The 22,021-nt window shown below is 65.4% G+C and carries 19 protein-coding genes and 2 pseudogenes; 8 read left to right on the top strand and 13 right to left on the bottom strand.

Annotated features, from left to right (window positions below):
• Positions 1 to 194 precede the first annotated feature (194 nt).
• Positions 195 to 905 carry a YoaK family protein gene (locus tag IU452_RS07945; protein ID WP_195108218.1) on the top strand — a complete coding sequence of 237 codons (711 nt, stop codon included), beginning with the start codon at positions 195 to 197 and terminating at the stop codon, positions 903 to 905.
• Between the two features lie 272 nt (positions 906 to 1,177).
• A pseudogene (locus IU452_RS37990) lies at positions 1,178 to 1,585 on the top strand (alpha/beta hydrolase); the annotation flags it as partial.
• Here IU452_RS37990 and IU452_RS07940 read toward each other — a convergent pair.
• Entirely contained in the window at positions 1,560 to 1,823 is a 264-nt protein-coding gene (locus IU452_RS07940) for a hypothetical protein (protein WP_195108217.1), read from the bottom strand. The pseudogene IU452_RS37990 and the gene IU452_RS07940 overlap by 26 nt on opposite strands.
• Positions 1,824 to 1,864: 41 nt before the next feature.
• Positions 1,865 to 2,743 (bottom strand): SDR family oxidoreductase, encoded by an 879-nt coding sequence (locus IU452_RS07935; protein ID WP_195108216.1) that lies wholly within the window; start codon positions 2,741 to 2,743, stop codon positions 1,865 to 1,867.
• Between the two features lie 1,059 nt (positions 2,744 to 3,802).
• Here IU452_RS07935 and IU452_RS07930 point away from each other — a divergent pair.
• The 6 genes and pseudogenes from IU452_RS07930 (at position 3,803) to IU452_RS38835 (ending at position 7,533) form a co-directional block, all read left to right on the top strand.
• Positions 3,803 to 4,477, top strand: a complete 675-nt coding sequence (locus IU452_RS07930) for a hypothetical protein (protein ID WP_195108215.1) — start codon at positions 3,803 to 3,805, stop codon at positions 4,475 to 4,477.
• Positions 4,478 to 4,779: 302 nt separating this feature from the next.
• Positions 4,780 to 4,905, top strand: a pseudogene (locus IU452_RS37985) (YegP family protein); the annotation flags it as partial.
• 336 nt (positions 4,906 to 5,241) lie between these two features.
• Positions 5,242 to 5,616, top strand: coding sequence for an IS110 family transposase (locus IU452_RS37980; protein WP_228816734.1), 375 nt, complete (start codon positions 5,242 to 5,244; stop codon positions 5,614 to 5,616).
• Positions 5,562 to 6,320: a transposase gene (locus IU452_RS37975; protein WP_228816732.1), complete on the top strand. Its 759-nt coding sequence runs from the start codon at positions 5,562 to 5,564 to the stop codon at positions 6,318 to 6,320. The genes IU452_RS37980 and IU452_RS37975 overlap by 55 nt, the downstream gene beginning before the upstream one ends.
• Positions 6,321 to 6,634: 314 nt before the next feature.
• Entirely contained in the window at positions 6,635 to 7,045 is a 411-nt protein-coding gene (locus IU452_RS07915; protein ID WP_195108213.1) for a hypothetical protein, read from the top strand.
• Between the two features lie 356 nt (positions 7,046 to 7,401).
• A complete protein-coding gene (locus tag IU452_RS38835; protein WP_267467473.1) occupies positions 7,402 to 7,533 on the top strand; it encodes a hypothetical protein in 132 nt (43 codons plus the stop codon).
• A 717-nt stretch (positions 7,534 to 8,250) separates the two neighbouring features.
• Here IU452_RS38835 and mobF read toward each other — a convergent pair.
• The 11 genes from mobF to IU452_RS07860 form a co-directional block, all read right to left on the bottom strand.
• Positions 8,251 to 12,699, bottom strand: a complete 4,449-nt coding sequence (gene mobF, locus IU452_RS07910) for a MobF family relaxase (protein WP_195108212.1) — start codon at positions 12,697 to 12,699, stop codon at positions 8,251 to 8,253.
• 5 nt (positions 12,700 to 12,704) lie between these two features.
• A complete protein-coding gene (locus tag IU452_RS07905; RefSeq protein ID WP_195108211.1) occupies positions 12,705 to 13,019 on the bottom strand; it encodes a hypothetical protein in 315 nt (104 codons plus the stop codon).
• A gap of 13 nt (positions 13,020 to 13,032) precedes the next feature.
• Positions 13,033 to 13,443, bottom strand: coding sequence for a hypothetical protein (locus IU452_RS07900; protein ID WP_195108210.1), 411 nt, complete (start codon positions 13,441 to 13,443; stop codon positions 13,033 to 13,035).
• Positions 13,444 to 13,551: 108 nt separating this feature from the next.
• Entirely contained in the window at positions 13,552 to 14,004 is a 453-nt protein-coding gene (gene ssb / locus IU452_RS07895) for a single-stranded DNA-binding protein (RefSeq protein ID WP_195108209.1), read from the bottom strand.
• Positions 14,005 to 14,420: 416 nt separating this feature from the next.
• Entirely contained in the window at positions 14,421 to 14,879 is a 459-nt protein-coding gene (locus IU452_RS07890) for an XF1762 family protein (protein WP_195108208.1), read from the bottom strand.
• 211 nt (positions 14,880 to 15,090) lie between these two features.
• Positions 15,091 to 15,978 carry a bifunctional DNA primase/polymerase gene (locus IU452_RS07885; RefSeq protein WP_195108207.1) on the bottom strand — a complete coding sequence of 296 codons (888 nt, stop codon included), beginning with the start codon at positions 15,976 to 15,978 and terminating at the stop codon, positions 15,091 to 15,093.
• A gap of 21 nt (positions 15,979 to 15,999) precedes the next feature.
• The gene (locus IU452_RS07880) at positions 16,000 to 17,643 is read right to left on the bottom strand and encodes a DNA cytosine methyltransferase (RefSeq protein ID WP_228816730.1); all 1,644 of its coding nucleotides are present in this window, start codon (positions 17,641 to 17,643) and stop codon (positions 16,000 to 16,002) included.
• Positions 17,644 to 17,945: 302 nt separating this feature from the next.
• A complete protein-coding gene (locus tag IU452_RS07875) occupies positions 17,946 to 19,676 on the bottom strand; it encodes a ParB/RepB/Spo0J family partition protein (RefSeq protein WP_195108205.1) in 1,731 nt (576 codons plus the stop codon).
• A 92-nt stretch (positions 19,677 to 19,768) separates the two neighbouring features.
• Positions 19,769 to 20,428 carry a DUF4254 domain-containing protein gene (locus IU452_RS07870; protein WP_195108204.1) on the bottom strand — a complete coding sequence of 220 codons (660 nt, stop codon included), beginning with the start codon at positions 20,426 to 20,428 and terminating at the stop codon, positions 19,769 to 19,771.
• Complete coding sequence (locus IU452_RS07865; RefSeq protein WP_195108203.1) at positions 20,425 to 20,661, bottom strand: hypothetical protein; 237 nt, start codon at positions 20,659 to 20,661, stop codon at positions 20,425 to 20,427. The genes IU452_RS07870 and IU452_RS07865 overlap by 4 nt, the downstream gene beginning before the upstream one ends.
• Positions 20,662 to 20,749: 88 nt before the next feature.
• Positions 20,750 to 21,985, bottom strand: a complete 1,236-nt coding sequence (locus tag IU452_RS07860) for a hypothetical protein (RefSeq protein WP_195108202.1) — start codon at positions 21,983 to 21,985, stop codon at positions 20,750 to 20,752.
• Between the last annotated feature and the right edge of the window lie 36 nt (positions 21,986 to 22,021).

Raw genomic sequence — 22,021 nt, 5'->3', positions numbered from 1 at the left:
TCGAAACACCAGCGCCGCTGTGGAGTATCCGGCAGCAACGACGATGCCGAACTGTCGACTGATCGAATAAAATTTCGAGTAGCGAGAAGCGATTTCAATTCACCGGACAACACACAGCCCTGCCTGGCAAAGGGGCATTCTCAGACAGAGCGGGCCTCGCTACTACACCACACAACCTTCGAAGGAGCCGACCTATGGAGGAGTCCGAGGAGAGCAGTGTCAGAACACTTTTCGACAACGAAGCCAGGCTGTCATGGGTCCTCGCGGGGCTGTCGGGTCTCATCGGAGCCGCTGCGTTCATGCACACGGCCGGCTACTTCGTCACCTTCATGACCGGTAATACCGAACGAGCAATCCTCGGAACCTTTCGCGACAAAACCGAGGTTTTCGTCCCAGCGGCACTGTTGCTGATGTCCTTCCTCTCCGGTGTTGTGGTTGCGTCCTTGTGCCGCAGGCACCTCTGGTCTCGTCACCTGCACGGACCAACCATCCTCACCACTGCCAGCCTCGTCGTCGCGTCGGTCGTTGACACAATCTTCAGCCAGGCAACGGAATCGGCCCAGGTCGACCTTCTGCCCATCCTGGTCGTCGCGTTCGGTATCGGCGCCCTGAACACCACGTTCGTGAAGGACGGCGAGGTGTCGGTGCCGTTGAGCTACGTCACCGGAACACTGGTCAAGCTGGGCCAAGGCATCGAACGCCACATCAGCGGCGGCACCTGCACCGACTGGCTCGGCTATTTCCTGCTCTACACCGCGTTCTGCCTAGGCGCGCTACTCGGCGGTGCACTCGCCACAATCGTCGCCGGCGGGACCATGCTCATCACCGCCGCCATAGTCTGCCTGGCCGTCACTATGTACACACATTTTCACCTCGACAAACACGGCCCACTCACGACCACATGACTCGAGCACACGGCAAGTCCCTTCTCGCGCGCGGGAATGAGGCACACCGGCCCATTCGACAAACCGGCGCCGAGGTGGAGTCGGTCGCGCGGCACCTCACGACTCCAGCCAGTAGGTCCTACGCACTCGACCCTCATCGGCGAAAGGAGCCATTAATGAGGCAGTTGGCGCGTGAGTGGCATTGTCCAGGTGTAGTTGGCGCGTTGAGGTCTCCGTGGGAGTGATGGGCGACCGCGGCCCGGGACGGCACCCCCGAAAGGCACTATCGTGCAATTCATTTCCGAACAGCGCTCGACGACGACATCCTCGAGCGCAAATTCACCCTCGGCGCGATCCCCGGCATCCTGTGGACACCGCATCCGCATCCACACCGGTGCCGCTGATCCTGCTCGGCCACTCCGGCGGACTGCACAAGATGTACCCCCGACTGGTGGCCCGGGCCCGGCACTCCGCGGCGGAGGGCTACGCCACGGCCACCATCGAGCTCCCCGAGATCCTCGACCGGCTCGTCCTCCCGCTGGTCGACAAGGCGGTCCCGGAATGGCGGGTCGCCCTAGACGCCCTCCTTTCGCTGCCCGAGATCGGCGGCCCGGTCGGGGTATTCAGGCGGGGTGATCTCCATCGGCACCCGGCTCGCGGTGGTCGAGCCGCGCATCACGGCCGCCGTCCTGTCGTGGGGCCGGTCACGCCAGCCACCACGAACAGCCGTTCGATCGGGCGTGGGAGTCGCTGCCGAAGCACGTCGATTCCCGCCTGGTCGGTGACATCGAGCAGTTCGGTCGTCAATCCCTCGGTCATGTCGTCCTGATCCGAGGGTCTGCGGACGGTGCCGATGACATCCCAGCCGCGGCGCAGGTGTTCTACGACCAATCCCCGACCGAGACCGCGGGAAACGCCGATGATCGCGACAGTGGCCATGCACGCTCCTTTCCTGCGGAAGTGGCTCGGGTACGGGCTGGTCAGTTGGTCCAGGCCACTGCCGTGTCGCGGGCGAAGTCGTGGTAGGAACGCATCGGCCGTCCCAGCAGCTCGCGCAGGCGCTCGTCGGTGCCGGGGGCGGCGCGCATACCGTCGGTCTGGAACCGGCGCAGCATCCGGAGCATGTCGTAGATCATCCAGCCGGGCATGACCTCGCGCACCTGCTGTCCGTAGACATCCAGGTCGTCGCCGGCGTAGGCAATCGACCGGCCCAGTACTTCGCTCCAGAGCGCGGCGATCGCTGTGCCGGTGAGGACCTCGGGTGCTACGACGTCGATTGTCTCCGGCGGCAACGCCTCACGGGCGTGTTCTCGGCGCAGCAGCGACAACGCGGCGACCTCGGCAAGATCGCGAGTGTCGGTCGCCAGCACCGCCTGGTTGCCCACCGGTGGGGCATAGATGCCCTCGTCTAGGGCGCGGCGATGCGTACCGACGATGTCGTTTTGCATGTAATAGCCCGGCCGCAAAATCGTCGCCGGCAGGCCGAACTCGGCGATCATCCGTTCCGCGGCGGCCTTCGCGGCGAAATGCGGCGGGTCGGTGAAACGATCGGCGTGGATCACCGACAGGTACACAACATTGCGCACCCCGGCCTCACGAGCGAGGCTGAGCGTGTTCACCGTGCCGGTCAGCTCGTCCGGGGCGACCGCGCTCAGCAGAAACACACCGGTCACCCCGTCAAGCGCGGTCCGCATCGCGTCAGGGTCGCTCAGCTCCCCCGCAACAGGGGTGACCCCGGCCGGAAAGGAAGCCTTCTCCGGGGACCGGGTCAACGCCCGCACCGGCACCCCCCGGACAACCAACTGCCTGACCACCTCGGACCCGACCGTACCCGTACTCCCGGTAACCAACACCGTCATGTCTCAACCTTCCTGTCAGCGCGGAACCAACCAGGCGGCACCAAACCGCCGTTCCCGAGCCTCATACCTCAACCACACTCGAGGTCAACCAGCCGTGAGCGAGCCAACAATTCGGGCGGCGTTCAGGCTGGAGCACGCGGGCGACAACGGGACAGTCTGGCCGCGCCCAGCCGGGCAGTCGACTGGCCCTCACATCGGACGTGGCGAGGAGGTTGGGCGCCGAGATCGTCTTGCCAGAACCGATGGAACATACTCCGGCCATAACCAGGGCAAGTGCGCTCTCATGCCGCATTCCGGTCGTTTGAGCGAGGCGTAGTCGTTGGCCGCCGGTCGATCTCGGGAACGTCCGCTACTGCCGAATGGCGCGCGTCGAGGGCAACGCAGTGCAGCTCTCGCTGCGGTGACGACCTCGACGTGGTACTGCCGCCCCCCACCACTTGGGCGGGCCGTCGGTGACGAGCTACGGCGAGTCCCGGAGTGACGAACAGTGGACACACTCTGCCGGACGGGTTTGGAACGGTCTGTCGGACCGATTTGGAACGCTCCGCCAATTCGGTTTTGCACCCAAGATCGTTGGGTATCAACACGTTTGGGATGCATCCAGGTCGAACTACGTCGACCCACAACGATGTCGTCGATGCAGCTCGGCGCTTCCCCTTGCGTTACCTGCCTGTCGGCAGCGAGGCCGACAACGCAATGTCATCAATCGCGTGGCCGGTACCGCGACAAACGTTGACACAGTGACGAGGACGCCGCAGCCGCATACGGCTCCGACGCGGGCCGACAGCCGTCGGGATTCCGGGAGACCGGGCTGCTGCGGGCGGGCGGATCGGCACTGAAGTTCTTTCGGCGTGAGAACGCCGGGCGGTGTCACCGGCCAAGCGGCACGGCGAGTTCGGCGCGCCGTCCAAGACGTTGCTCACGAACAGTCCAAACCACCAGACCACGCAGAAATAGCAAGAGTCCGAGCAAATGTGGACGGAGGTGACACAGTCCAGATTCGGTGTCCGGGCAAATGCCTCGATTACGCGTTCACTAGACGGAAGGAGTGGGAGTCCGATGGCTCACAGGCCAGAGAGTGACAGGCACGGGTTCGAGTACGGCGTAGATGCCGCCGTATGTAGCACCCGGAACGGGTCATGGTGGTTCTTCAAAGAAGGCCATGCGGTGGCGACAGAACCAGATGGAAAGAGTATCTGCGTGGGCCCCGATCCAATAGAATCTCAGTGGCCAACACTGGCGGGGTATCCTGCCTTCTCAAGTAATCTCGATACAGTGGCTCTTGGAGATGCTGATACTTGGTGGTTCTTCAAGGGAGGCAAGGTGTTGGGCACCAATTACGACGGGAAAGAAATTTTTCACGGACCCGGGGCTATTTTCAAGGTGGACGGCTGGCCCGCGTTGGAGAACTTGGAGTTCATGTACGGCGTGAATGCCGTCGCGCGAAGTAACCATCCCGCTTGGTGGTTCTTCCATGGAGATAAAGCGGTTTCGACAGACGTTTCAGGACGCAACACGCTCGTAGGCCCTGGAGAGATTGCAGCCCCTGATGCTTGGCCTGCGCTAAGCGGGACCGGATACGAGTACGGGGTGGATGCGGTGTGCCTCGACGCGACGGGAAACTGGTGGTTCTTCCGCGGTGACAAGGCAATCGCCACCGACGAGAGTGGCAAGAACATTGTGAAGAAGAGCGGACCGATCTCTGACGAGTGGACCGCGCTGAAGGAGGTGTGACGGCCGATTCACTAGACGTGCCAGGCCGTGCGGCTGAATATGACGTAGGCGATGACGTTGCAGGTGGGGCGGAGCCCTCGGGCTCCGCGCGAGGCACGGCTTGCACGACCCAGCCGTTACCGTCGTCGGTCGACCGGTTGACCACGCAGGCCATGCCGGTATCGGATCAGATCAACAGCCAGCAAACCAACGAGCCGCAAAAGTAGAGACGGCGCCAGGACTCAGGGATCAGGACGGCCTTCTCATCCCGCCTTGCACAACTCGAACGCAGGTAGCTATGAATGTGTCGGCTACCTGCGTTCATGCGTGCTGTAGGGCGTCTGCGCCATCGGTCGTACAAGGACAAGGCTGGCAAGTACCGGTTCCGGATGAAGGCTGGAAACGGTGAGATCATCGCGACCGGCGAAGCCCACGAAAGCAAGTCGGCCTGTCAGGCAGAAGATGCAGGTCGCTTGCCCCGCCCTGCCACAAATCTTGACTCAGGAGAGGACGTTATGCGCCGCAGTTGATCTCGCTACACAGACCGCCCACGCAGCGGCTACTTAAGACTTGAGGCAGGACCGGTTCCCGGCCAGGATCTGGTCCAGGTGCCCGGTGAGATGCTCTCGCAGCGGCTGCCCACCGTCGGTATTGGTGTGGCTCTCAAATGGCTTGCCTCTCACCGGGCATCGTGCCGGGAATGGCTGAAGAGGGTCTGCCCAGCTCGAAGTAGCGGTGCCTTCCCGCACGACACCATCGATGTCGAATCGGGAAGGAATGTGCTGGTGACGGTCATCATCGGAATGGACCCGCACAAACGCTCGGCCACGATCGAGGCCATCGACGGCACCGGGAAGGTGCTGCGCACCGGCCAGTACCGCACCGACGCCGCGAGGTATACCGAAATGCTCACCATGGCACGGCGATTGGGTGACCGCATCTGGGCGATCGAGGGCTGCAATGGTATCGGCCGTCATTTGGCTCACCGCTTGGTGCACGACGGTGAGACCGTGGTCGATGTCCCGGCGAAACTGTCGGCGCAGGTGCGGGTGTTCGCCACCGGCAACGGCCGCAAACCGACCCGGTCGACGCGCACTCGGTCGCGTTGGCGGCACTGCGATCGCCGAATCTGCGCCGGGTGCACGCCGATCCGGAACTGATCGCACTCGGCATGCTCGCCGACCGCCGTGATGAGCTCGGCCGGGCCCGCACCGATATCGTCAACCGGCTGCATCGGCTGCTGCTGGAATTGCTGCCCGGCGGTGCGAAGAAGTTCCTGTCGGCGACCCAAGCCCGGAAACTGATCGCCATCGTGAAGCCGCGGGACCCCGCCGGCAAGATCCGCCGTCGTCTCGCGGTGGAGTCGATCGAGGATCTGGAACGGATCGACCGCAAGATCAAGGCCGCGGACAAAGAGCTGCGCGAGCTGGTCGGCGCGCGCGGCCCGCTCTTGATCGAGCTGAACGGCATCGGACCGGCCGGCGCGGCGCGACTGCTGGCCGATGTCGCCGATATTCACCGGTTTTCCGATCGGGGCCGGTTCGCGTCCTGGAACGGCACCGCACCGATCGACGCGTCTTCCGGTGAGCAGAAACGACACCGGCTCTCCCGCGCCGGGAACCGGAAGATCAACCGAGTCCTGCACACCATGGCGATTGTCCAACTACGCAATCCCACCGCCGGCCGCGTCTATTACGACGGCAACAAAGCCGCGGGCAAGACATCGATGGAAGCGATGCGGGCGTTGAAACGGCGACTGTCGAACGTGGTCTACACAGCCATGCTGGCCGACCAGCGCAATCGTGAAACGGCAAGCCCGGGAGGGCAATCGGGGCGACTACTGACTCCAGCGCGACCGGCCTGACCCCGGACACCGGCCCTTCGGACAAGCCACAACCCGGACTCACCACCACCCACCATAACCCTGACCTGCACACCACGCCTTGACAACAGAGGGGAGCCATTACCGGATGTTCACGAGGTCAACTCGCGGCCAGGGCGGGGTGGTGGAGCGCCCCGACCCTTCACGCCAACACATCATGTCGATCTCGTGAAACCAGCCCGTCGAAGCGCTTCCGGCTGGCATCATCTGAGCAGTCAGACGCAAGATCGAAATCCTTCGCAGGCCAGGGTGTTACAACTGACCCGCACGTCCGCTACGTAGGGAGGCGAAGATCGATGGTGACCATTCGCAAGTACCGACGTCCTGCACTCATCACGAGTGTGTTCGGGGCGATGGGGTTGGCCGTTGTAGCAGCCGCTGGTCCCGCTCTCGCCGCCAACACAATCGACATCAGTGGCGTCGGTCCGGCCAACGTGGGGATCGACTACAGCTGCGATGCCTCGGCCGGAGTGGTCGCCATCAAAGCGATGGTGGGCGAACCTGAGGCAGACAGTCCGTCGGCTACCGGCACGGAGAAAACCGTCGAATGCGATGGCGCCCGCCATACTGCCGTAGTCGCTCTGGTCGGAGCCGGCGACGCGGATACGCCGCTGTCGGCGGGGCAGACAGTGCAGGTGCGGGTCGCGTTGGTCGATCGCCACGACACTGTCATCTCCGGGCAAGCCAAAGTGGTCACGCTGGGATAATGCCAGGCCCGCTGTGGCCGGTTCGGGCAGCACGATGTGCGGCATCCAGCCATACACTCAACTCGGCATTACCGCGCGTTGGAAGGCGCTGTCGGCCACACGATCTGGGCGATTGACTAACGCGCGACCAGCGGCATTTCAGGACGTTCGATAACGGGACAGCGACCGTAAGCGTCATGAGCCCATACCTCGGCTGGGCATAGCCAGTTTGGCAACTATCTCCTGGCAGCTCAGCTTGGTGAAACATCGACTCCCGATGAGCCGATTCGACCAGCGTGGAGTCCAATCACGCACCTGGCTACGCCGACATGCACTCTGATCACGCACCTGCTGTAGCTTTGCTCATCGGAATTCTCATGCTCACTACCCTTGTGGTGGTGACACTTCGGTGGCGGGACAAGTCCTGGCTTGTGGTGGTGCTCGGTGGTGTGGCCGCGGTGGTCATCGGCTACGTCGTGGGCCTGGAGGCGATCCTTCTGCTGTGGTGAAGACCGTTGCCCACGGAGTCGATTACCGTGCTCGCACCCGAAAATCGGCATTTCCGTACGTTGCAGAGATCGAGATGGTCTCCGCACGTTGATCTTCCGGTGGGTAGCGGCCGTCCGGGGCTGCGCGGAATGGGCCTATCGCTCACTCTACCCAGCTATTGTCAGCGCGGGGCGCGTCGGCCCGACCACGATCTCGGTGGAGGTACAGGACGTTGCTATGGGCGCACCCATTGAGCAGAACAAGGTTTCGTGTGGAAGCGTCTCGGGTACGCGCGGAAGAGGTGCCTCTTCGCAGTTTGATCGAATAGGGGAGTCGTAGCACCCCCCCGCAGAGAGCGAACATTCCGAAGGTATCGACCTCGCAGTGACCAATGGAAGGACCGATCCATAACGCAGTCATCAGAACCAAATCCGGAACAGACTGAAGCGGTCACAGATATCGATTCGGTCGACGACTTGACCGATGCGGCCGAAAGACGCCAGAACCTGGAGCAAGAGACGGATGAGACCGGAGACGGGTGAGACCAGGAGGTTCGTCGATCTCGGGGATGACTGGGCTGCGGTCGTTCAGGTCAATGTCTCGGCCAGGACGGCCAGGGCAACCATTCAGCAGGACCAGGCGCACAGCCCTGTCCTGGATGCCAGGGGCAAGACCGCCACCGGCCGGTGATCGTTTTCGAAACTCTTCGGCGAGTCCTCGACCAACGCTTCCGGACATCACCGTCGGCGTCGGCGTATGGAGGCTGACGGGGGTGAGGTCTTGCGTCGTGGTCGTTGTGGTGGAGCGTCGGGCGTGCCGTGTTGCTTCGGATAGGCGGGAGCAGTTCCGGAATTGAGCTTGGATCGGTCGTGGTCGATGCGTTGGCGCAGTTCGGCAGCGTAGTCAGCAAGGCGATTATCGCGGCCGGGGTATTGGGGGTTTGGGCGGAACTGATCGGTGTACGGCAGATCGTCTGCGATAACTTCGGTCGCGTTGGACCCTAGGAGGTCGGGCATCGTTGCGCTGGGAGCGAGGATGGTTGCCGGTGGCGTGACCGGTAGCTGGTCGCGGATCCATCGGTCGGCGCGGGCTCGGAGGACGGCGGCGGTGTCTCGGGCGTTGGCGAGGGATTCGCCCAGGTCTTGATAGTTGTTGGTGGCGATGACAGCGACCAGCTCCTCGCTGTCGAGTCCGTGGGCATCGGCCCGTGCGATGGTGTCGAGCAGTTCCTGGAAGGTCTCGGATCTGCTGACTTCGTGGAAGAAGACAACGGGGAGTGCGTGATCGAGTAGGTAGGTGGCGCGGGCGTCGGCAAGCTGCTTATAGATCTCGGTGTAGGTCGTGCGTGTGCGTCGGTCTGCGGCGGCTTGCTCGGCGCGCATGACATCGGTGGCTGACAGGTTGTCGTCGTCGCGGGCGAGGACGCGGGCGAACACTTGCTTCGGTTCGATCGGGTCGTCGGGTTGTTGGTCTCCAGTGGGGTCGACCAGGGTGTCGGTGGCGAGGTAAATGCGGTTGAGGTGACGGCCGCGGGTGAGTCCGACGTAGGCGAGGGCGCGGCCGAGGGTGTCGTCCATCAGTACGTAGGCGTGGTCGACGGTGGCGCCTTCGGCCCGGTAGATGGTTGTCGCGTAACCGAGTTCGACGTTGTCGGTGATGTAGTCGGCGGGCAGATGGACGGTGCCGCGGTGCCCGACGCCGGTGGCGGTGAGCGAGTTGTCGGTGTGGATGCGGTGGATTCGCCAGAGGTCGCCGTTGTCGACCTGGGTGCCGTTGCGGAGGCCGCCGACGATGCGTAGGGCGGGGTTGTTGAGCCGGGTGAGGATGACATCGCCTACGTATCCGGTGTGGCCATCCGAGAGCCGGATTCGGGGCCCGGTGGTGTCGATGCGGCCGGTGGCGGCGTGGGCGGCCTGGGTGGCGGCGTTGAGCGCGGATACGTTGCGTAGGGTGCTGGCGATCATCAGCGAGGAAATGCCGCGGGCGGTGTCGGTGAGGTGGGCAGCGAGGATCGCTTGCCGGAGTTCATCGCTCATGCCGTGGGTGACGCGACCGTGGTCGTGATAGAACTCCCATGCTTTGTCGAGGTCTCCGGCTCGGACCGCGAGGGTGGCAGCCGCCTCCTCTGGGTCGGAGAAGCGGACGAGCCGCCGGAGATGAGGCGCCCTGGTGTCGCGCGCAAGAGTGCGGACGATGCCGCCGGCTTCGACCGCGGACAGCTGTTCGGGATCACCGATACACCGCACGATCGCGCCGTGTTTACAAGCAACCGCCAGCACCGCATCCAGATCAGCGGTAGCAGCCATCGCTGCTTCGTCCACCAGGATCATCGCTCCCGGCGCCACACCAGTCGGTAGCCCGTGCCGGTCTTGAGTGAGCAGCTTGGCGATCGTCTTGGCCCGCACACCGAGCGCGGTGCCGAGTTCGCGTGCCGCGGCCGCGGACGGTGCGAGCGCGACGACGTCACGACCGGCTGCCTCCCATGCGGCCGACACGGCTCTCATGGCGGTGGTTTTGCCGGAACCGGCGGGGCCGATGGCGACGGAGAGCAGCATGCCGTTCGTGCAGAGATACTGCGCGATGGCGCGCTGACCGTCGTCGAGTCGCAGGCCGCGGTCACGTTCGAAGATGGCGATGGCGTGGTCGACCAGGTGAGGTGGGATGGATTCGGGGGTAGGTGTTTTCGCCGCGTCGAGGAGGCGGGTTTCGGCGTCGAGGACCCTCTGGGAGGTGTAGCGGACAGCGCCGGTGACGGTGAAGACGTTTTCGCCGTTACGGCGTGCGAGCGCCGCCGGGACGGGGTCGGGGTCAATGGTGAGCCGGATGGACAGGTGGTCGCGCACCAGCGCGGTGACCTCCTCGACGGCGGCGCGATGGGCGTCGTCGGTGGGGAAGTCGCAGACGCCGACGCGGTCTTCCACGGCGGAGCGGATGTTGGCCTCAGTCCAGGTCGCGCGGCGCCGCGCGACAGTATCGATGACCTCCAACGAAATCGGTTGCGGTTCATAGATGCTGCGCTGCTGTGCCGCATAGGCTGCCTGGATGCGGTCCAGCAGTGCGGGAGCTGGGTCGCTGCGGAGCAGCACCTCCACCGCTTGGTGGGCCCGACGGAGCTCGCCCGGGTCGTCGAACAGGCATATGTTCAGGTGCTCGCGGATTCGCGCGCCGCGTGTAGGTGGGTCGCTTGCCGCCAGACCGGTGACACCGCCGAGATCGACAGCGACGGCGACCGCAACCGCTGTGGCGTCGAAGGGTTTCGGGTCGTGCGGGTGGGTGTGGTCGTGCAGCAGATCGCGCACGAATCCGACGCCAGTGCGGCCGTCGCCGAGGAAATCGCGGGCACGGTCGGCCCACTCGGTGAGCATCGCGCGCAGCGATCGCGGAAGGGGTTTGGCGTCGCGGGTTTCCAAGGTGGCCTGCTGTGCGAGCCGGTATTGGGTGACGGTAGAGGGGTTGTGTCCGTGGGTAGCCCGGTATTGGGCGACGAGTTGTTCGGTGCGGGCGATGATGTCGGGGGTGCGGGAGAATTCGGCGATCATGTCGTCATCGACTCCGACTACCTCGAGCACTGGTTGTTTTCCGCGCCCGCGATGACGTTCTTCGAACCGGAACCCGATCCGGCGCCGGATTTTACCGACGATGGTGGCGTTGTAGCGGCACGACAGTGACACAGCGCTGGCGTACAGCGGGCGGGCGTCAAACGCGGACCATTTGCCGTCGGAGCCGAGAACCTTGCCGGAAATGACCGAGTGGGTGTGCAGATTCATATCCCCGCACCGGTTATCGAAGTGCTCGAACGCGGCGATCACGAATCCTTCGGCGTCGATCTGCTGCACACCGTTACGGCCACGGCGGGTAGCCGCACACTGAGACTCGGCCCACGCCAACACTTCCCGGACCGCCTCCCGGTGACACTGCAGGATCGCGGCGCGGACCGCCTCATCGCCCAACCCCCACAGGATCGACACTGACTTTGGCGGCGTGAACACGCAGTCGAACCCGGCAACCGCCTTGCGGCTGGCAGCCTTCTCCTGCGCCAGCTTGGCGTCGATCTCGGCACGAGACGGTGCTCGTCCCAGCGTCTCGGCCAGATACTCGCGGGCGGCATCGGTGCGCAGGATCGTGCGCTCGTCCCAGGTCGGGCGACGATGCTCAGTCTGCGTTAACTCGTCGATCCTACGGTCCAGCTGCTCGCTGATAGGCGTTGATTTCGCGGCGAACTCGGCGAAACTCCCCCCGAGCTTCGCCGCCTCCACAGCCTGTTTCGCTGATTTACCAGCCGCTATTTCCCTGGCGATGATCGCGTTCGCGTCCGGGTGCAGACCCTCACCGAACAACGCCTGCATTTGGGCTTCGGATACTTCGCCGGACAAACCCAAGACTTGGGCGCCGCGCCCCATCCACATACCGGGCGGAGTGCCGGTTTCGGTGTAGTAATCGGTCAGGTCCCGGGTACGGTCCCGCGCGCGATCACCGCTGGCTACCTGCCTGGTCAGGTACAGGTAGCCGTCTCCGGCGTGCAAGCGGTGAACCGTCATCACACCGCCGAAGATAACGCCGAAAACAAAATCCCATAAAACGGTCTCCCGGCTTGCTGCAGGCGATGCAAGAGGTGTGTCGGTGGAGAGAAGGAAACCCCATATGGGAAGTGAGACAACCGAACTCAGGCTATTGCTGAGAGCGGTCTGGAATGGGATCGTGTTATCGGAGAGGAATTTGATGAGAAACAGAAACGACCGATAGTCGTGCCGCTGCCGGGTCGTGTTCGCCGCGGTGAGGTGCGGCGGGAAGGGAGGCCCGGATGAGCGATCGGACGGTGTCAGCGCGGCGGTGGGCGCGGACGGTGGCGACGGCGATGCTCGCCGAGCAGCATCGGGCAGCGAAGGCGAACGAGGCCGACCTGCTGGAGTTTCGCAAACTCGAGAATCGGCTGGAGCGGGCGACGATGCGGCGTGACGCCGCGATTGCCGCCGCCGCGACTGCGTATGAGCGGGTGGTCGTGCAGGTGACGGTGGGACGGGCCGCAGCCTTGCGGCGATTGCTGGAGCGGGGGATGGAAGAGACCCGGCTCCAGGAGGTGACCGGATTGGGCAGCGGTGAACTTCGACGCCTGCTGCAGAATGCTGGTGGCCCGCCGGGAGAGGGCCATCGGCGCCGGCCGAGGCGGCAGCGCGCAGGACGGTCACCCGGCTCAGCCGGTCGGGGAGATACGGGCGGAGCGGGGGAGGACGCGGCGCAGTCCGGGAATCCGGAAGATCCGCAGCGCGATGGACGAGGCCCACACACCGTGCTTGGCGGCCCACGCCCAATGTCCGGCCAGCCACACCAGGATTCCGAGCAGCAGCCACCACAGGCGGTGCGGGAGCGCTTGGGCGGGGAACAGCGCGATCGACAGCAGTGAGTCGAGCGCGATCAGGAATCCGGCGATGCGGGCCACGGTCGGAAACGCCCACCAGACCACGCCGAGCAGCACCGCGGCAACGGCGGCGAGCCAGATGAAACCCATGACAGCGGACCTCCTAGGCGAGAGCCGAGAACGGTCGAGTGCTTCTATTGCAGCTCGATACCGATCGGTAGATTGTTGATTGGGCAGAACCGATGCCCCAAGCGGCCCGGGGCGGGGCCAGGCGTTCGTTGAGTGGGCACAGCGCGTGTGCTGATTCCCGATCGAGGCAATCGTCGAGAGCCACGAGGAGACGGCGATTGCGGGACCGGAGTCGAGCATTGTCGGCGATCAGAGCGGCGAGCCGGTCGTGCAACAACAGGATCAGCGTCAGCTGCGGTGAGAGCGAGACCGGCAGCGATGCTAGGACTGTGAGCAGGGGCGGCCGGGTGGCGGGCTGCTCGATGTCGGCGGGCAGTGGGGGTAGGACGATGTCGCTGCCGCTGGTCGAGGTAGCTGCGGACGGCGCGGTGTCGTCGGAGATCACGAGGATCACCTCCGAAACAGAACAAGAGCTGATGGAAGGGCCCGCTCGGCAGTTACTGCGAGCGGGCCCCGGCGGGGGTGGGGCCGCGAGTTACTCGGCCCCACCCGGTCAGAACGGGACTTTGTCGCCGCTGCGAGCTCCGGCCAGCTGTGCGTCCTCGGCGGCCGGGGCGGGGTCGCGCGGGTCGACCGCGCGGCGCTCGACCTTGGTGACCTCGGCGGTCGCGAAGCGCAGAGCGGGACCGATGTCGGCGACCAGCAGATCGGTCGACCAGCGCCGCTCGCCCTCGGCGGTTTCCCAGCTGTGCTGCTTGAGCTGGCCGTAGGCGATAACCCGCATCCCCTTGGCCAGGGTGCTGGCCACGTTCTCGGCCATGTCGTCCCAGACGTTGCAGCGCATGAACACCGCCTCGCCGTCCTTCCACTCCCCGGTGTCGCGGTCGACGAACCGCGGGTTCTGCGCGATCGTCACGGTGGTGACCCGTTTCCCGGACGGGGTCTTCCGCAACTCCGGATCGTTGGTGAGGTTGCCGATCACGGTGATGTACAGCTCTCCGGACATGACGAAACTCCTGACGGGTAGATGGAATCGACCTGGACCGACTGCGAACCCCGTGGAATCGGGCTGGGTGCCCGTGGGGTTGTCGATCTGCGGCCGTGGCCATCAGGGGTGGGCCGGGCCCGTCAGGGCCGGCGGGGGTTCTGCGCCAGGGGCGGGGATCGCCGTAGGCGACCGAGCGCAGCGAGGCTTGTCCCCGCCCGCGGGCTGGCGCAGGTTCATCGCCGGTTCACCCGGCTCCGCCTCTGATCCCCTTGGGGGCTGATCGACAACCCCACGGACACCAGCCTTCGATCGAGTCACCTGCAACCGCTCATGTCGAATCCGGGGACCTAGTCATCCCTGGGCCGAACCGGGATGGGCAACCTTCGCAAATCGCCGATGGGTAGTCGGGCGGTCAGTCGGGGATGCCCGGCGGGTCATGAGGCCTCCCAGAGTGTGCGTTGGATGGCTCCAGTGGACCGATCAAGCCGAGGCCGGGTCGGGCTACTCCAGCTGCGGCGAGCCCGGCGTTGATCGACAACGCGATATCCGGCGGCGAGTAGCGAACTGCCCGATTCGCCGTGCTGGGTGTAGGTGACGAGCCTGGTGTAACCCAGGGCTTTCGCAGCCCTCCAAGCGGCGCCGAGCAGCATGCTGCAGGCGTTGCGCGTCCCGTCGGTTGCCGTGCGGTTGACCTCGAGAGTCCTGCCGTCGTCGAGAGACCTGGCGACCGGTCGGCCGACGATGGCGACGCCGACGAGGATTCCGTCTAGGGCGACACCGATGGAGAACTTGTGTCCGGTGGGTGGCGAGTGGTGGCGGTGATGCAGTGCGACGAAGTCGCATGCGTCGGCGAAAGTTACTGGGCAGAGGCTGAGTCTGGGTGTGGTGGTCATCGATCGGAACCTCCGGTCAGGCTGCTTTAGCGCGGCCGTCAGCGCGATGAAGGCGGTCGGTGTAGAGGTGTTCGGGTGTAGGGGCCCGGCAGGTGTGAGCACTGTGCTGAGTCGTGCAAACAACTCGGTGAGGACGTCGCGGTCGCCTTCCACGGCGACGCGCTGGTCGTCGGTGAGTTCGAGGCGTTCGAGGATCTGCTCGACGCCGTTTTCACCGAGAGCAGTTGCCCGGCGCTGTGGTTCGTCGAAGGCGGCGGGGGTAGCGGGTTCCGTAAGCGAGGCCGTTGGTGACGGTGCGGTCGAGTTCGGTCTGGGTGAAGCCGTGGTGACCGACGTGGTGGGCGGCGGCTGCGGTGAGCGCGGCGCGGGCGTCTTGTTCGCTGAGTTCGCCAGCGGCAACCAATCTTCCGAGGGTGAACGCGGCGCGGAATAGGGTTCGGTTGCGTGTGTGGAATTGGGCGGCCTTGACCCGCGCGGTCTCGCGGGTGAGGATAGCCGTGAGATAGGCGTTCGGAGTGGTCGGGCTCGGGGCCGGTAGCGATGAAAAAGGCGGCGGGCGCAGCCGATCGACCAGCCAGGCCGGTAACGATGCCACGGGCGACGGATCGATGACCTGATACAGCCCGTGTGGGGTGGCCGAGCCTGCAGCAACGACATAGCCGCCGATCCCGCGGGAGTCGATGCCGACTGCGATGCGGCCGACGGTGCAACGCAGTGGCGGCTCAGTAGGAGCGCGGAAGTAGAGATGCCGACCATGGGGTGTTTTCACGGTGAAGGTTGGCGGTACCGGAGTGTGTGGCGGCGCGAGCTGAGTAAGCCGGTCGAGGGAGCCCTCGCCCGGGTGGTTGGAGTCGATGTCGATGACGTGCAGGTTGCTGGGGCCGGTGGCGATGGCGGTGTTGTAGCGGCGCCGTCCGGACCACCAGCGGCGGATGCGGTCGGGATCGGTGGTGGCGTACTGCGGCCATGTGCAGGTGGTTCCGTCAGCTGCCCGCAATTGCAGCGGGGCAGGGGTTTTGTGGCCGGGGCGTAGCGGGAAGACGAACCAGCCGTGGTCGGCGGCGGCGAGCGCGGCGTCGCGAAAGGGGTTGGTACTCATCGGGAGGTTTCTCCTTCGGGATCACGCGGCAGTCGGCCAGCGTTCGAGTTCTTCGCCGGTGATCGCTTCGACCAGCGCGGAGACGATGACTTCGGCAGCGGGTGGGGTGACGGCATTGCCGTATTGGCGCACCTGTTCGCGCTTGTTGCCGACGACGATGTAGTCGCGGCGGAACGCCATCGCTGCGCCGATCTCGTGCGGCTCGAGCATCCGGAACCGCACGTCGTTGATGTCGATCTCGGCCATGGGTTCCGGGTTGACCAGCGCGAACCGGTCTCGGGTGGGCACTGCGGGTACCGGCTGGCCAACTGGGCGCGCTTGGCCGTTGCCGTAGTAGGGCATCAACAGCGACTGCCGGACCCGCTCGGATAGTTCGCCGGTGGGGGTGACCAGGCCGTGATGGTTGCCGCTGGCGGTCACCGTGGCGAGGGCCTCGGTGGTCGGCCGGGCGTCGGACGACCCACCGCGCAGTTCGGTGATGAACGGCACGAACGCCACACCGGTTTCCGCGCGGGTGGTCTGGGTACGAAGCGGCCAGCTGGCCGGGACCGCCTCCTTGCCTTCGCGGCCTTCTATCGGCACCACCAGGGCGTGGTTGCTGCCGTCGGCGACGCTGGTCGCCAGCGGGCCGGACAGGCCGACCGTGCGAGCGCGGTCAGAGCGCAGCAGAGACAGGAATGGCGCCGGGATCGCCAGCGCGTCGTTCTCACGGGTGGTGCGGGCACTCATCGGCACCGTCACCGGGCTGGCCGCATTCCGCCAGGTGCCCCCGGGCGGGACCATGAGCGGGATCGCGTAGCGCTGCAACCCAGCGCGGATGCGGGCCATGGTCTTCTCCGCGAGTGGCCGGTCACGGTCGCCGATGCGCTGGCCGGGCAGATTCCAGTCGATCACCATGGCGGCAGGGTAGGCAGGCGGGTCGAGGATGCAATTGCGGCAGCGCACGTGCGGGCAGCGGTAGATGTACTGCTGGCGGTAGCGGCCCATATCCGTGCCATCGGCCTTGAACACCTGCATGGCCTGCACCCATTCATCGCAGGTGAGGCAGTAGGCCAAGGGCCGCAACCACTTCGACCAATCGGGGCTGCGGCCGAGCTTGTTGTCCCAGTAGGCGACATAGAGCCGGTCGCGGCTCTGCGGCGCGACCGGGGTCCGTGAGGGCTGAGCGTGCATGCTGTTCAACGCGATGACCCGGGTCTGGTAACCCAGCGCACGAATTTCGTTGAGCCAATATGACCACTTGTCCCACGCACGGACCTCGACCACGTTCTCTACGACGCCGCCCCTCACCCGGCCGCCGCGCGCGATCACGCCGCGCAGGTACGCCGGTACCTCTTCCATCAGTGCCCGCGATCGGTCGGCCTCCACGTCGCGGTCGATCTGTTCCTCGAGCAGATCGCCCTGCAGGGTGGCGTCGTAGTCGCGCTTCTTGCCGCGTGCCGAACTCCATTGGGGGCATTCGGGCGAGGCCCAGAACAGGTCGACCATCGGCCATCCGCCGACCGGCTCGTCGCGGATGTCGCCGAGGAAATGATCGGCGTCGGGGAAGTTGCGCGAATGGGACTCGATGGCCCGGTCCCAATGATTGGCACCGAAAACCAGCTCGACATACGGAACAAGGTCCAGAGCCTGCGAATCGCCACCGGCTCCGCAGAACCAAGACATGGCCTTGAGCATGTTCGTTATCTCCCTTCGTATTTCAGGAGGAAAGTGAGAGGTCTTGGGGTTCGCGTTGGGATCGCCGATTGTTGGCGTGATGGTGAGTTCGCCAGAGGAGAAGGCGACGTGCTGGCCCGATACCTTTGGGGGCCAGGTGGATTAGAACGACACCATTTGGTGGGGAATGGGCGAGTTCGGACTGAGACGCTCCAAGAAAAGGTCGCCGCGACTTCGACGGAGACAAGAAGGCGGCGCAGGGCCGAGAGGTGACTCAGCCCTGCGTCGCTATTGGAAGGTGTTGCGCCGGTTCAGGCGTCGGTGGTGATGGTCATCGGGTCGATGTCACCGGCAGCGGCCTGTTCGGTGGGAACGAGGTGATGGCCTATGTCGGCGAGGAAGTGCAGGTAGTGGCGGGTTCCACGGTCGTTGTGGATCCACGCCTCCTTGGCGATGCGGCTCTCGCAAGCCCCGCACACCAAACCCAGCAGTATCACTGCGCAGCGTCCCGGCCGTGCCTTCTCGATGGCCTGGTCCAGCTGGTCGCGCCAGCCCTCGATCCCGAGCAGCTGCAAAGCGAGCTTGGTCGCCTCGTAGTCGTCGAGCAGCCCGCGGTTGGCTGCGAGCGCCTCGAGAATGAACCGGATCGCTAGCGGCGGAACGGAACCGCGCTCGAGATAGGTCTGCACGAAGCTCCGCCGTGCGGCCGTGGCCGCGGCGAACTGCTTGTTCAGCTCCTTACGTAAATCACTGAGCCGCTTGGCTTCCCGCTCGGCCTCTTCCCGAGCTTGCCGTGCGGCATCCTCCCGCGCCTGCCGCTCGGCCCTGGCCCGCTCGGCCGCCACCCGGGCCGCCTCGGGATCCTCCGCCGGAGCTGGCTCGTCGATCGTCCCAGCGTTCGCGGGTTCCTCGACGACAGTGGCGGTGTCGTCGACGGGTTGTTCGGGCTCAGGGTCGGGCTCGGCCGCGATCTTGTAGCCGCTGGCGTCGAGTGCGGCGGCAGGCAGAAAGTAGTGCGGGGTCCATACGTCTCGCCGCTCGACGGTGTCGGCGTGCCGACGGCCGTCCGTGGCGTCCAGGTCAGGGTTGCTCTCGGTGCGCCAATCCACCGCGTTGGGATCGACGGCTTCGCCGGTTACCCTGTCGACGACAGCGTCCTCCTCGACCTCCAGGTACACCATCCAGCGCGCCGCATCCGCGTAGAGCTGCTCGGGCGTGATCGCGGCGTCGTCGCCAGTGCGCAACGCCTCGACGGGCACGAGGGCGGAATTGGCGCCGATGCTGTCGGGTTCGGCGGTCAGGATCGCGAACCCGAGCGCGGCGTAGGGGAGTGATGCCTGGAATTGCGCGCGGGTGTCGTCGCGTTCGCGTGCGATCAGATTCGCCTCGTAGGCGAAGCAATGGCGTGGGACTTTCAGCAGCCGCTCGACCGCCTCGGTGTCACCGTGGCTGTCGTAGTCGGCCAGGATCGCGGCCTGGTCGAAGTCGAGTTGGTTGTCATCGACGAGCCGGCACGCGGTGGCCGAGGCACCGGCGCGCCCGGCTTGGCGGACTTTGTCCAGATCGTTCTCTTGTACGGCCTTGGCGACCCGGGTAACCGAGAGCCCGAGCTGGAGGAGTTGGGCGATGCCGCGGGCACGGTCACCGCGGGTGAGCGGGATGCGGCGGTCGTTGAGGTTGATCTGTTCGGTGATTCGGGCGATCTTGCGCTGTTTGGCGCTGGTGTCGGGTGCGGGTTCGATCCACACCGGAACTCGATCGAGCCCGACCAGCAGTGCGATCAGGGTGCGGATCTGGCCATCGACCACCGTGATCTGACCGTCAGCCTCCCGAACGGCTTTGATGGGATTTTTGACGCCGTAGGTTTCGATGGACTCGCGTTCGGCGGGATGGTCGTCGAGGTTGAAGTTCTGCCGCACGTTCCCGTCGATCTCCAGATCGGCCGGATTGAGGAACACAGCCTGGACCTGGGAAATGTCGCTGCGCGCCGCGTCGTCTGCCGGGTTTGTGTCGGTCTGCGTGGTGTTGGTGGTGGAAGTCATGAACGGAGCTCCTTACGATTGACAAGGAACGGGTCCCGGCCAGGTAGCCTCTGGCCGGGACCCGTTCGCGAAGTGGATGGGAAAGCGGTGGGTCACACCGCGGGGGTGCTCTGATACCGGGGTAGGCGCCGCCGCCCAGAGAGCAGCTCGGTGACGAGCTGGTCGTAGGCCGTCCGCAGGTCGGCCAGCGCGGTGTCCAGTTCGTCGGCAACCCGGTCCGGTCCCGGAACCTGGCGAGTCATCGCCGCGCGGGTGACCGCGAGGGTGACGAGCCGGCTGATCACCGGTGCCAGGGTTTCGGTGTGGACTGCGGCGTCCCATCGTTCGCGGGGCAGTGGCAGCGGCAGCCGCTGGCCGATGATCCGGTCGATGGTCTCGAGCAGCTCGTCGTGAGTGAGGGCCAGCTCGTCGGCGTCATCGTCGTGACCGGTGGCGTGCGCATGGTCCTCGGCAGCCAGCCGGGCCAGCGACCGGACCGCGCCGACGATCGGGTCCTGGGTCGGGTGGTCGGCTGTCGGGTCGCAGGCCGCGACGATGTCCGCGGCCGATGGAAGGACCGCCGGTGCGGCGGCGAATCGAGTTCGACGGGAACGGACCCGCCGGACCACAGCAGGTTCGCCTGGTTGTCGATCGCGACTCCATTCGACACCGCTGCCGACCGTGACCCGCCAGGACCGGAAGCCGAAACTTACTGCGACCACAGCGGATTCACTGGTACGGGTAATCAGACCCAAAGGTGGTGTGGGGTTCATTTAGTCTCCTTCGCGCGAGCGGAGACATTGACCGGACGCAACCAGAAATGCTGGGGCTGGCCGGTGCCGGTGTCGCCGGGGCGGAACGCCCAGTACTTGCCCGCCCAGTCCGGATACTCGCCGCGCCAGCGAGCGAGGAGCTCGGGCGCGAGCGCAGCGGTCGGGCCTGCCGAGCCCAGATACTGCTGGTGCTCGTAGTCGGTGCGTGTAAGGACGTCGACCATGATCTTCAACCTCCTGATTGGATGGGAACGTGTTGCGGTGCAACACGTTCGGTGATCCCGTGGTGACGTATGCACGACGGGATGTCTGGGGTGCCGGTCAGACGAGGGTCATGGCGTGCAGGGCCAGGTCGTCGAGGGTGTCGGCGCGTGCGGGGTCGGGGATGGTTTGGCTGTAGCTGGTGACCGCGTTGGCGACACCCGCGGCGGTCAGCTGGCCACCGGCGATGAAGTGCGACAGGATCCCGGCGCGTTCGGAGTCGGTGAATCCGAGCTTCTTCGACACCACCTCGATCGTCTGCTCCGGCTGGCGGACAGGGGTTCCGGCGTGGTGTTCCAGCTCGTCGACGCGGGCGGTGAGGAACTCGGGCGACAGCCATTCGCTGACTTTGTCGCGGGTTTCGGCGGTGATGACCGACAGCTTCTTGTGGTAGGTGTCCTGCGACCAGCCGACGGCCCCGGCGTCCAGACGCTCGCCGAGATGGCGGCGAGTGTGCGCGAACAGCGGGAGGGTTAGGCCGTTGCCGCAGATCTGGATCACCAACTCGGGCTTCAACGTCAGCGCGTGGTGTCCAGTCTCGGAATTGGCGAACCGGAACCCCGCGAACACGATCGGTTCACCGCCCGGGGCATAGCCGCGGCCTTCGCGGGCCGCGATCGGGCGCCACTGGTCGAGTTGCCCGGCGACGCGGCGGCGTTCGGCCTCGAGGTCGGGGTTGGCGAACGGTGTCCGGTAGTTGGCCAGAAACCGTGGCGCCAGCGCCTTGATGCGCGGGGAGTACACCTTGCAGTGCATCGACGATTCGCTCAGGTCACAGGATCGGATTCGGGTGTCGGTGTCGGCGAGCCGGATGCCGTCCAGGACCGCGGCCAGGACATCGAGGTTGTCGATGACCCCGTACCGATCCGACAGCAACGCCCGCAGCACCCCGGGTTCACCGGGAACGCCGGAGGTGAACAGCCGCAACAGAAACGACCGCGAATCCGGTTCGGGGACGCGGTCGGGATCGACGACGCCGTGCAGCAGGCCGTTGACATTGGCGTCGTAGAGGTCGAGCCGGTCCTCCTCTCGCAGACGGCGCAGGAACCGGCCGGGAATATCGAGCTTGGCCGAGATTTGCGAATCCGCCGCCACGGTGGGCCGATAGGAGCCGTCGACGGCGGTGACACCGCGCTCATCGGCGACCGGAGCGACCCCGGCCAGTTCGATCAACCCGTCCCGGGCGCGGATCGCGGTAGCAGGGGCGACCACGTCGACCTTGGCGGCCTGCTGACGCTCGAGCAGCGCCACCATATCGGCCAACTCGGCATGACGAAGACACGTGGAAACAGACACAGCGAAATCCCTTTCGTCAGAATGGATTACAGAAAA

The sequence above is a fragment of the Nocardia transvalensis genome, assembly GCF_015477765.1.
In the GTDB taxonomy this organism is placed as follows: Bacteria; Actinomycetota; Actinomycetes; order Mycobacteriales; family Mycobacteriaceae; genus Nocardia; species Nocardia transvalensis_A.
This window is presented reverse-complemented; position numbering and strand designations above follow the sequence as displayed.

What these genes read in the sequence shown, in the direction of transcription:
- IU452_RS07905 (WP_195108211.1), bottom strand. Translation starts at nt 13,019, where the DNA reads ATGGGTTTCATCTGGCTCGCCGCCGTTGCCGCGGTGCTGCTCGGCGTG.
- IU452_RS07885 (WP_195108207.1), bottom strand. Translation starts at nt 15,978, where the DNA reads ATGAGTACCAACCCCTTTCGCGACGCCGCGCTCGCCGCCGCCGACCAC.
- IU452_RS07915 (WP_195108213.1), top strand. Translation starts at nt 6,635, where the DNA reads ATGGTGACCATTCGCAAGTACCGACGTCCTGCACTCATCACGAGTGTG.
- IU452_RS07935 (WP_195108216.1), bottom strand. Translation starts at nt 2,743, where the DNA reads ATGACGGTGTTGGTTACCGGGAGTACGGGTACGGTCGGGTCCGAGGTG.
- IU452_RS07930 (WP_195108215.1), top strand. Translation starts at nt 3,803, where the DNA reads ATGGCTCACAGGCCAGAGAGTGACAGGCACGGGTTCGAGTACGGCGTA.
- ssb (WP_195108209.1), bottom strand. Translation starts at nt 14,004, where the DNA reads ATGTCCGGAGAGCTGTACATCACCGTGATCGGCAACCTCACCAACGAT.
- IU452_RS07870 (WP_195108204.1), bottom strand. Translation starts at nt 20,428, where the DNA reads ATGAACCCCACACCACCTTTGGGTCTGATTACCCGTACCAGTGAATCC.
- IU452_RS07945 (WP_195108218.1), top strand. Translation starts at nt 195, where the DNA reads ATGGAGGAGTCCGAGGAGAGCAGTGTCAGAACACTTTTCGACAACGAA.
- IU452_RS07880 (WP_228816730.1), bottom strand. Translation starts at nt 17,643, where the DNA reads ATGTCTTGGTTCTGCGGAGCCGGTGGCGATTCGCAGGCTCTGGACCTT.
- IU452_RS07940 (WP_195108217.1), bottom strand. Translation starts at nt 1,823, where the DNA reads ATGGCCACTGTCGCGATCATCGGCGTTTCCCGCGGTCTCGGTCGGGGA.
- IU452_RS07890 (WP_195108208.1), bottom strand. Translation starts at nt 14,879, where the DNA reads ATGACCACCACACCCAGACTCAGCCTCTGCCCAGTAACTTTCGCCGAC.
- IU452_RS38835 (WP_267467473.1), top strand. Translation starts at nt 7,402, where the DNA reads ATGCTCACTACCCTTGTGGTGGTGACACTTCGGTGGCGGGACAAGTCC.
- IU452_RS07875 (WP_195108205.1), bottom strand. Translation starts at nt 19,676, where the DNA reads ATGACTTCCACCACCAACACCACGCAGACCGACACAAACCCGGCAGAC.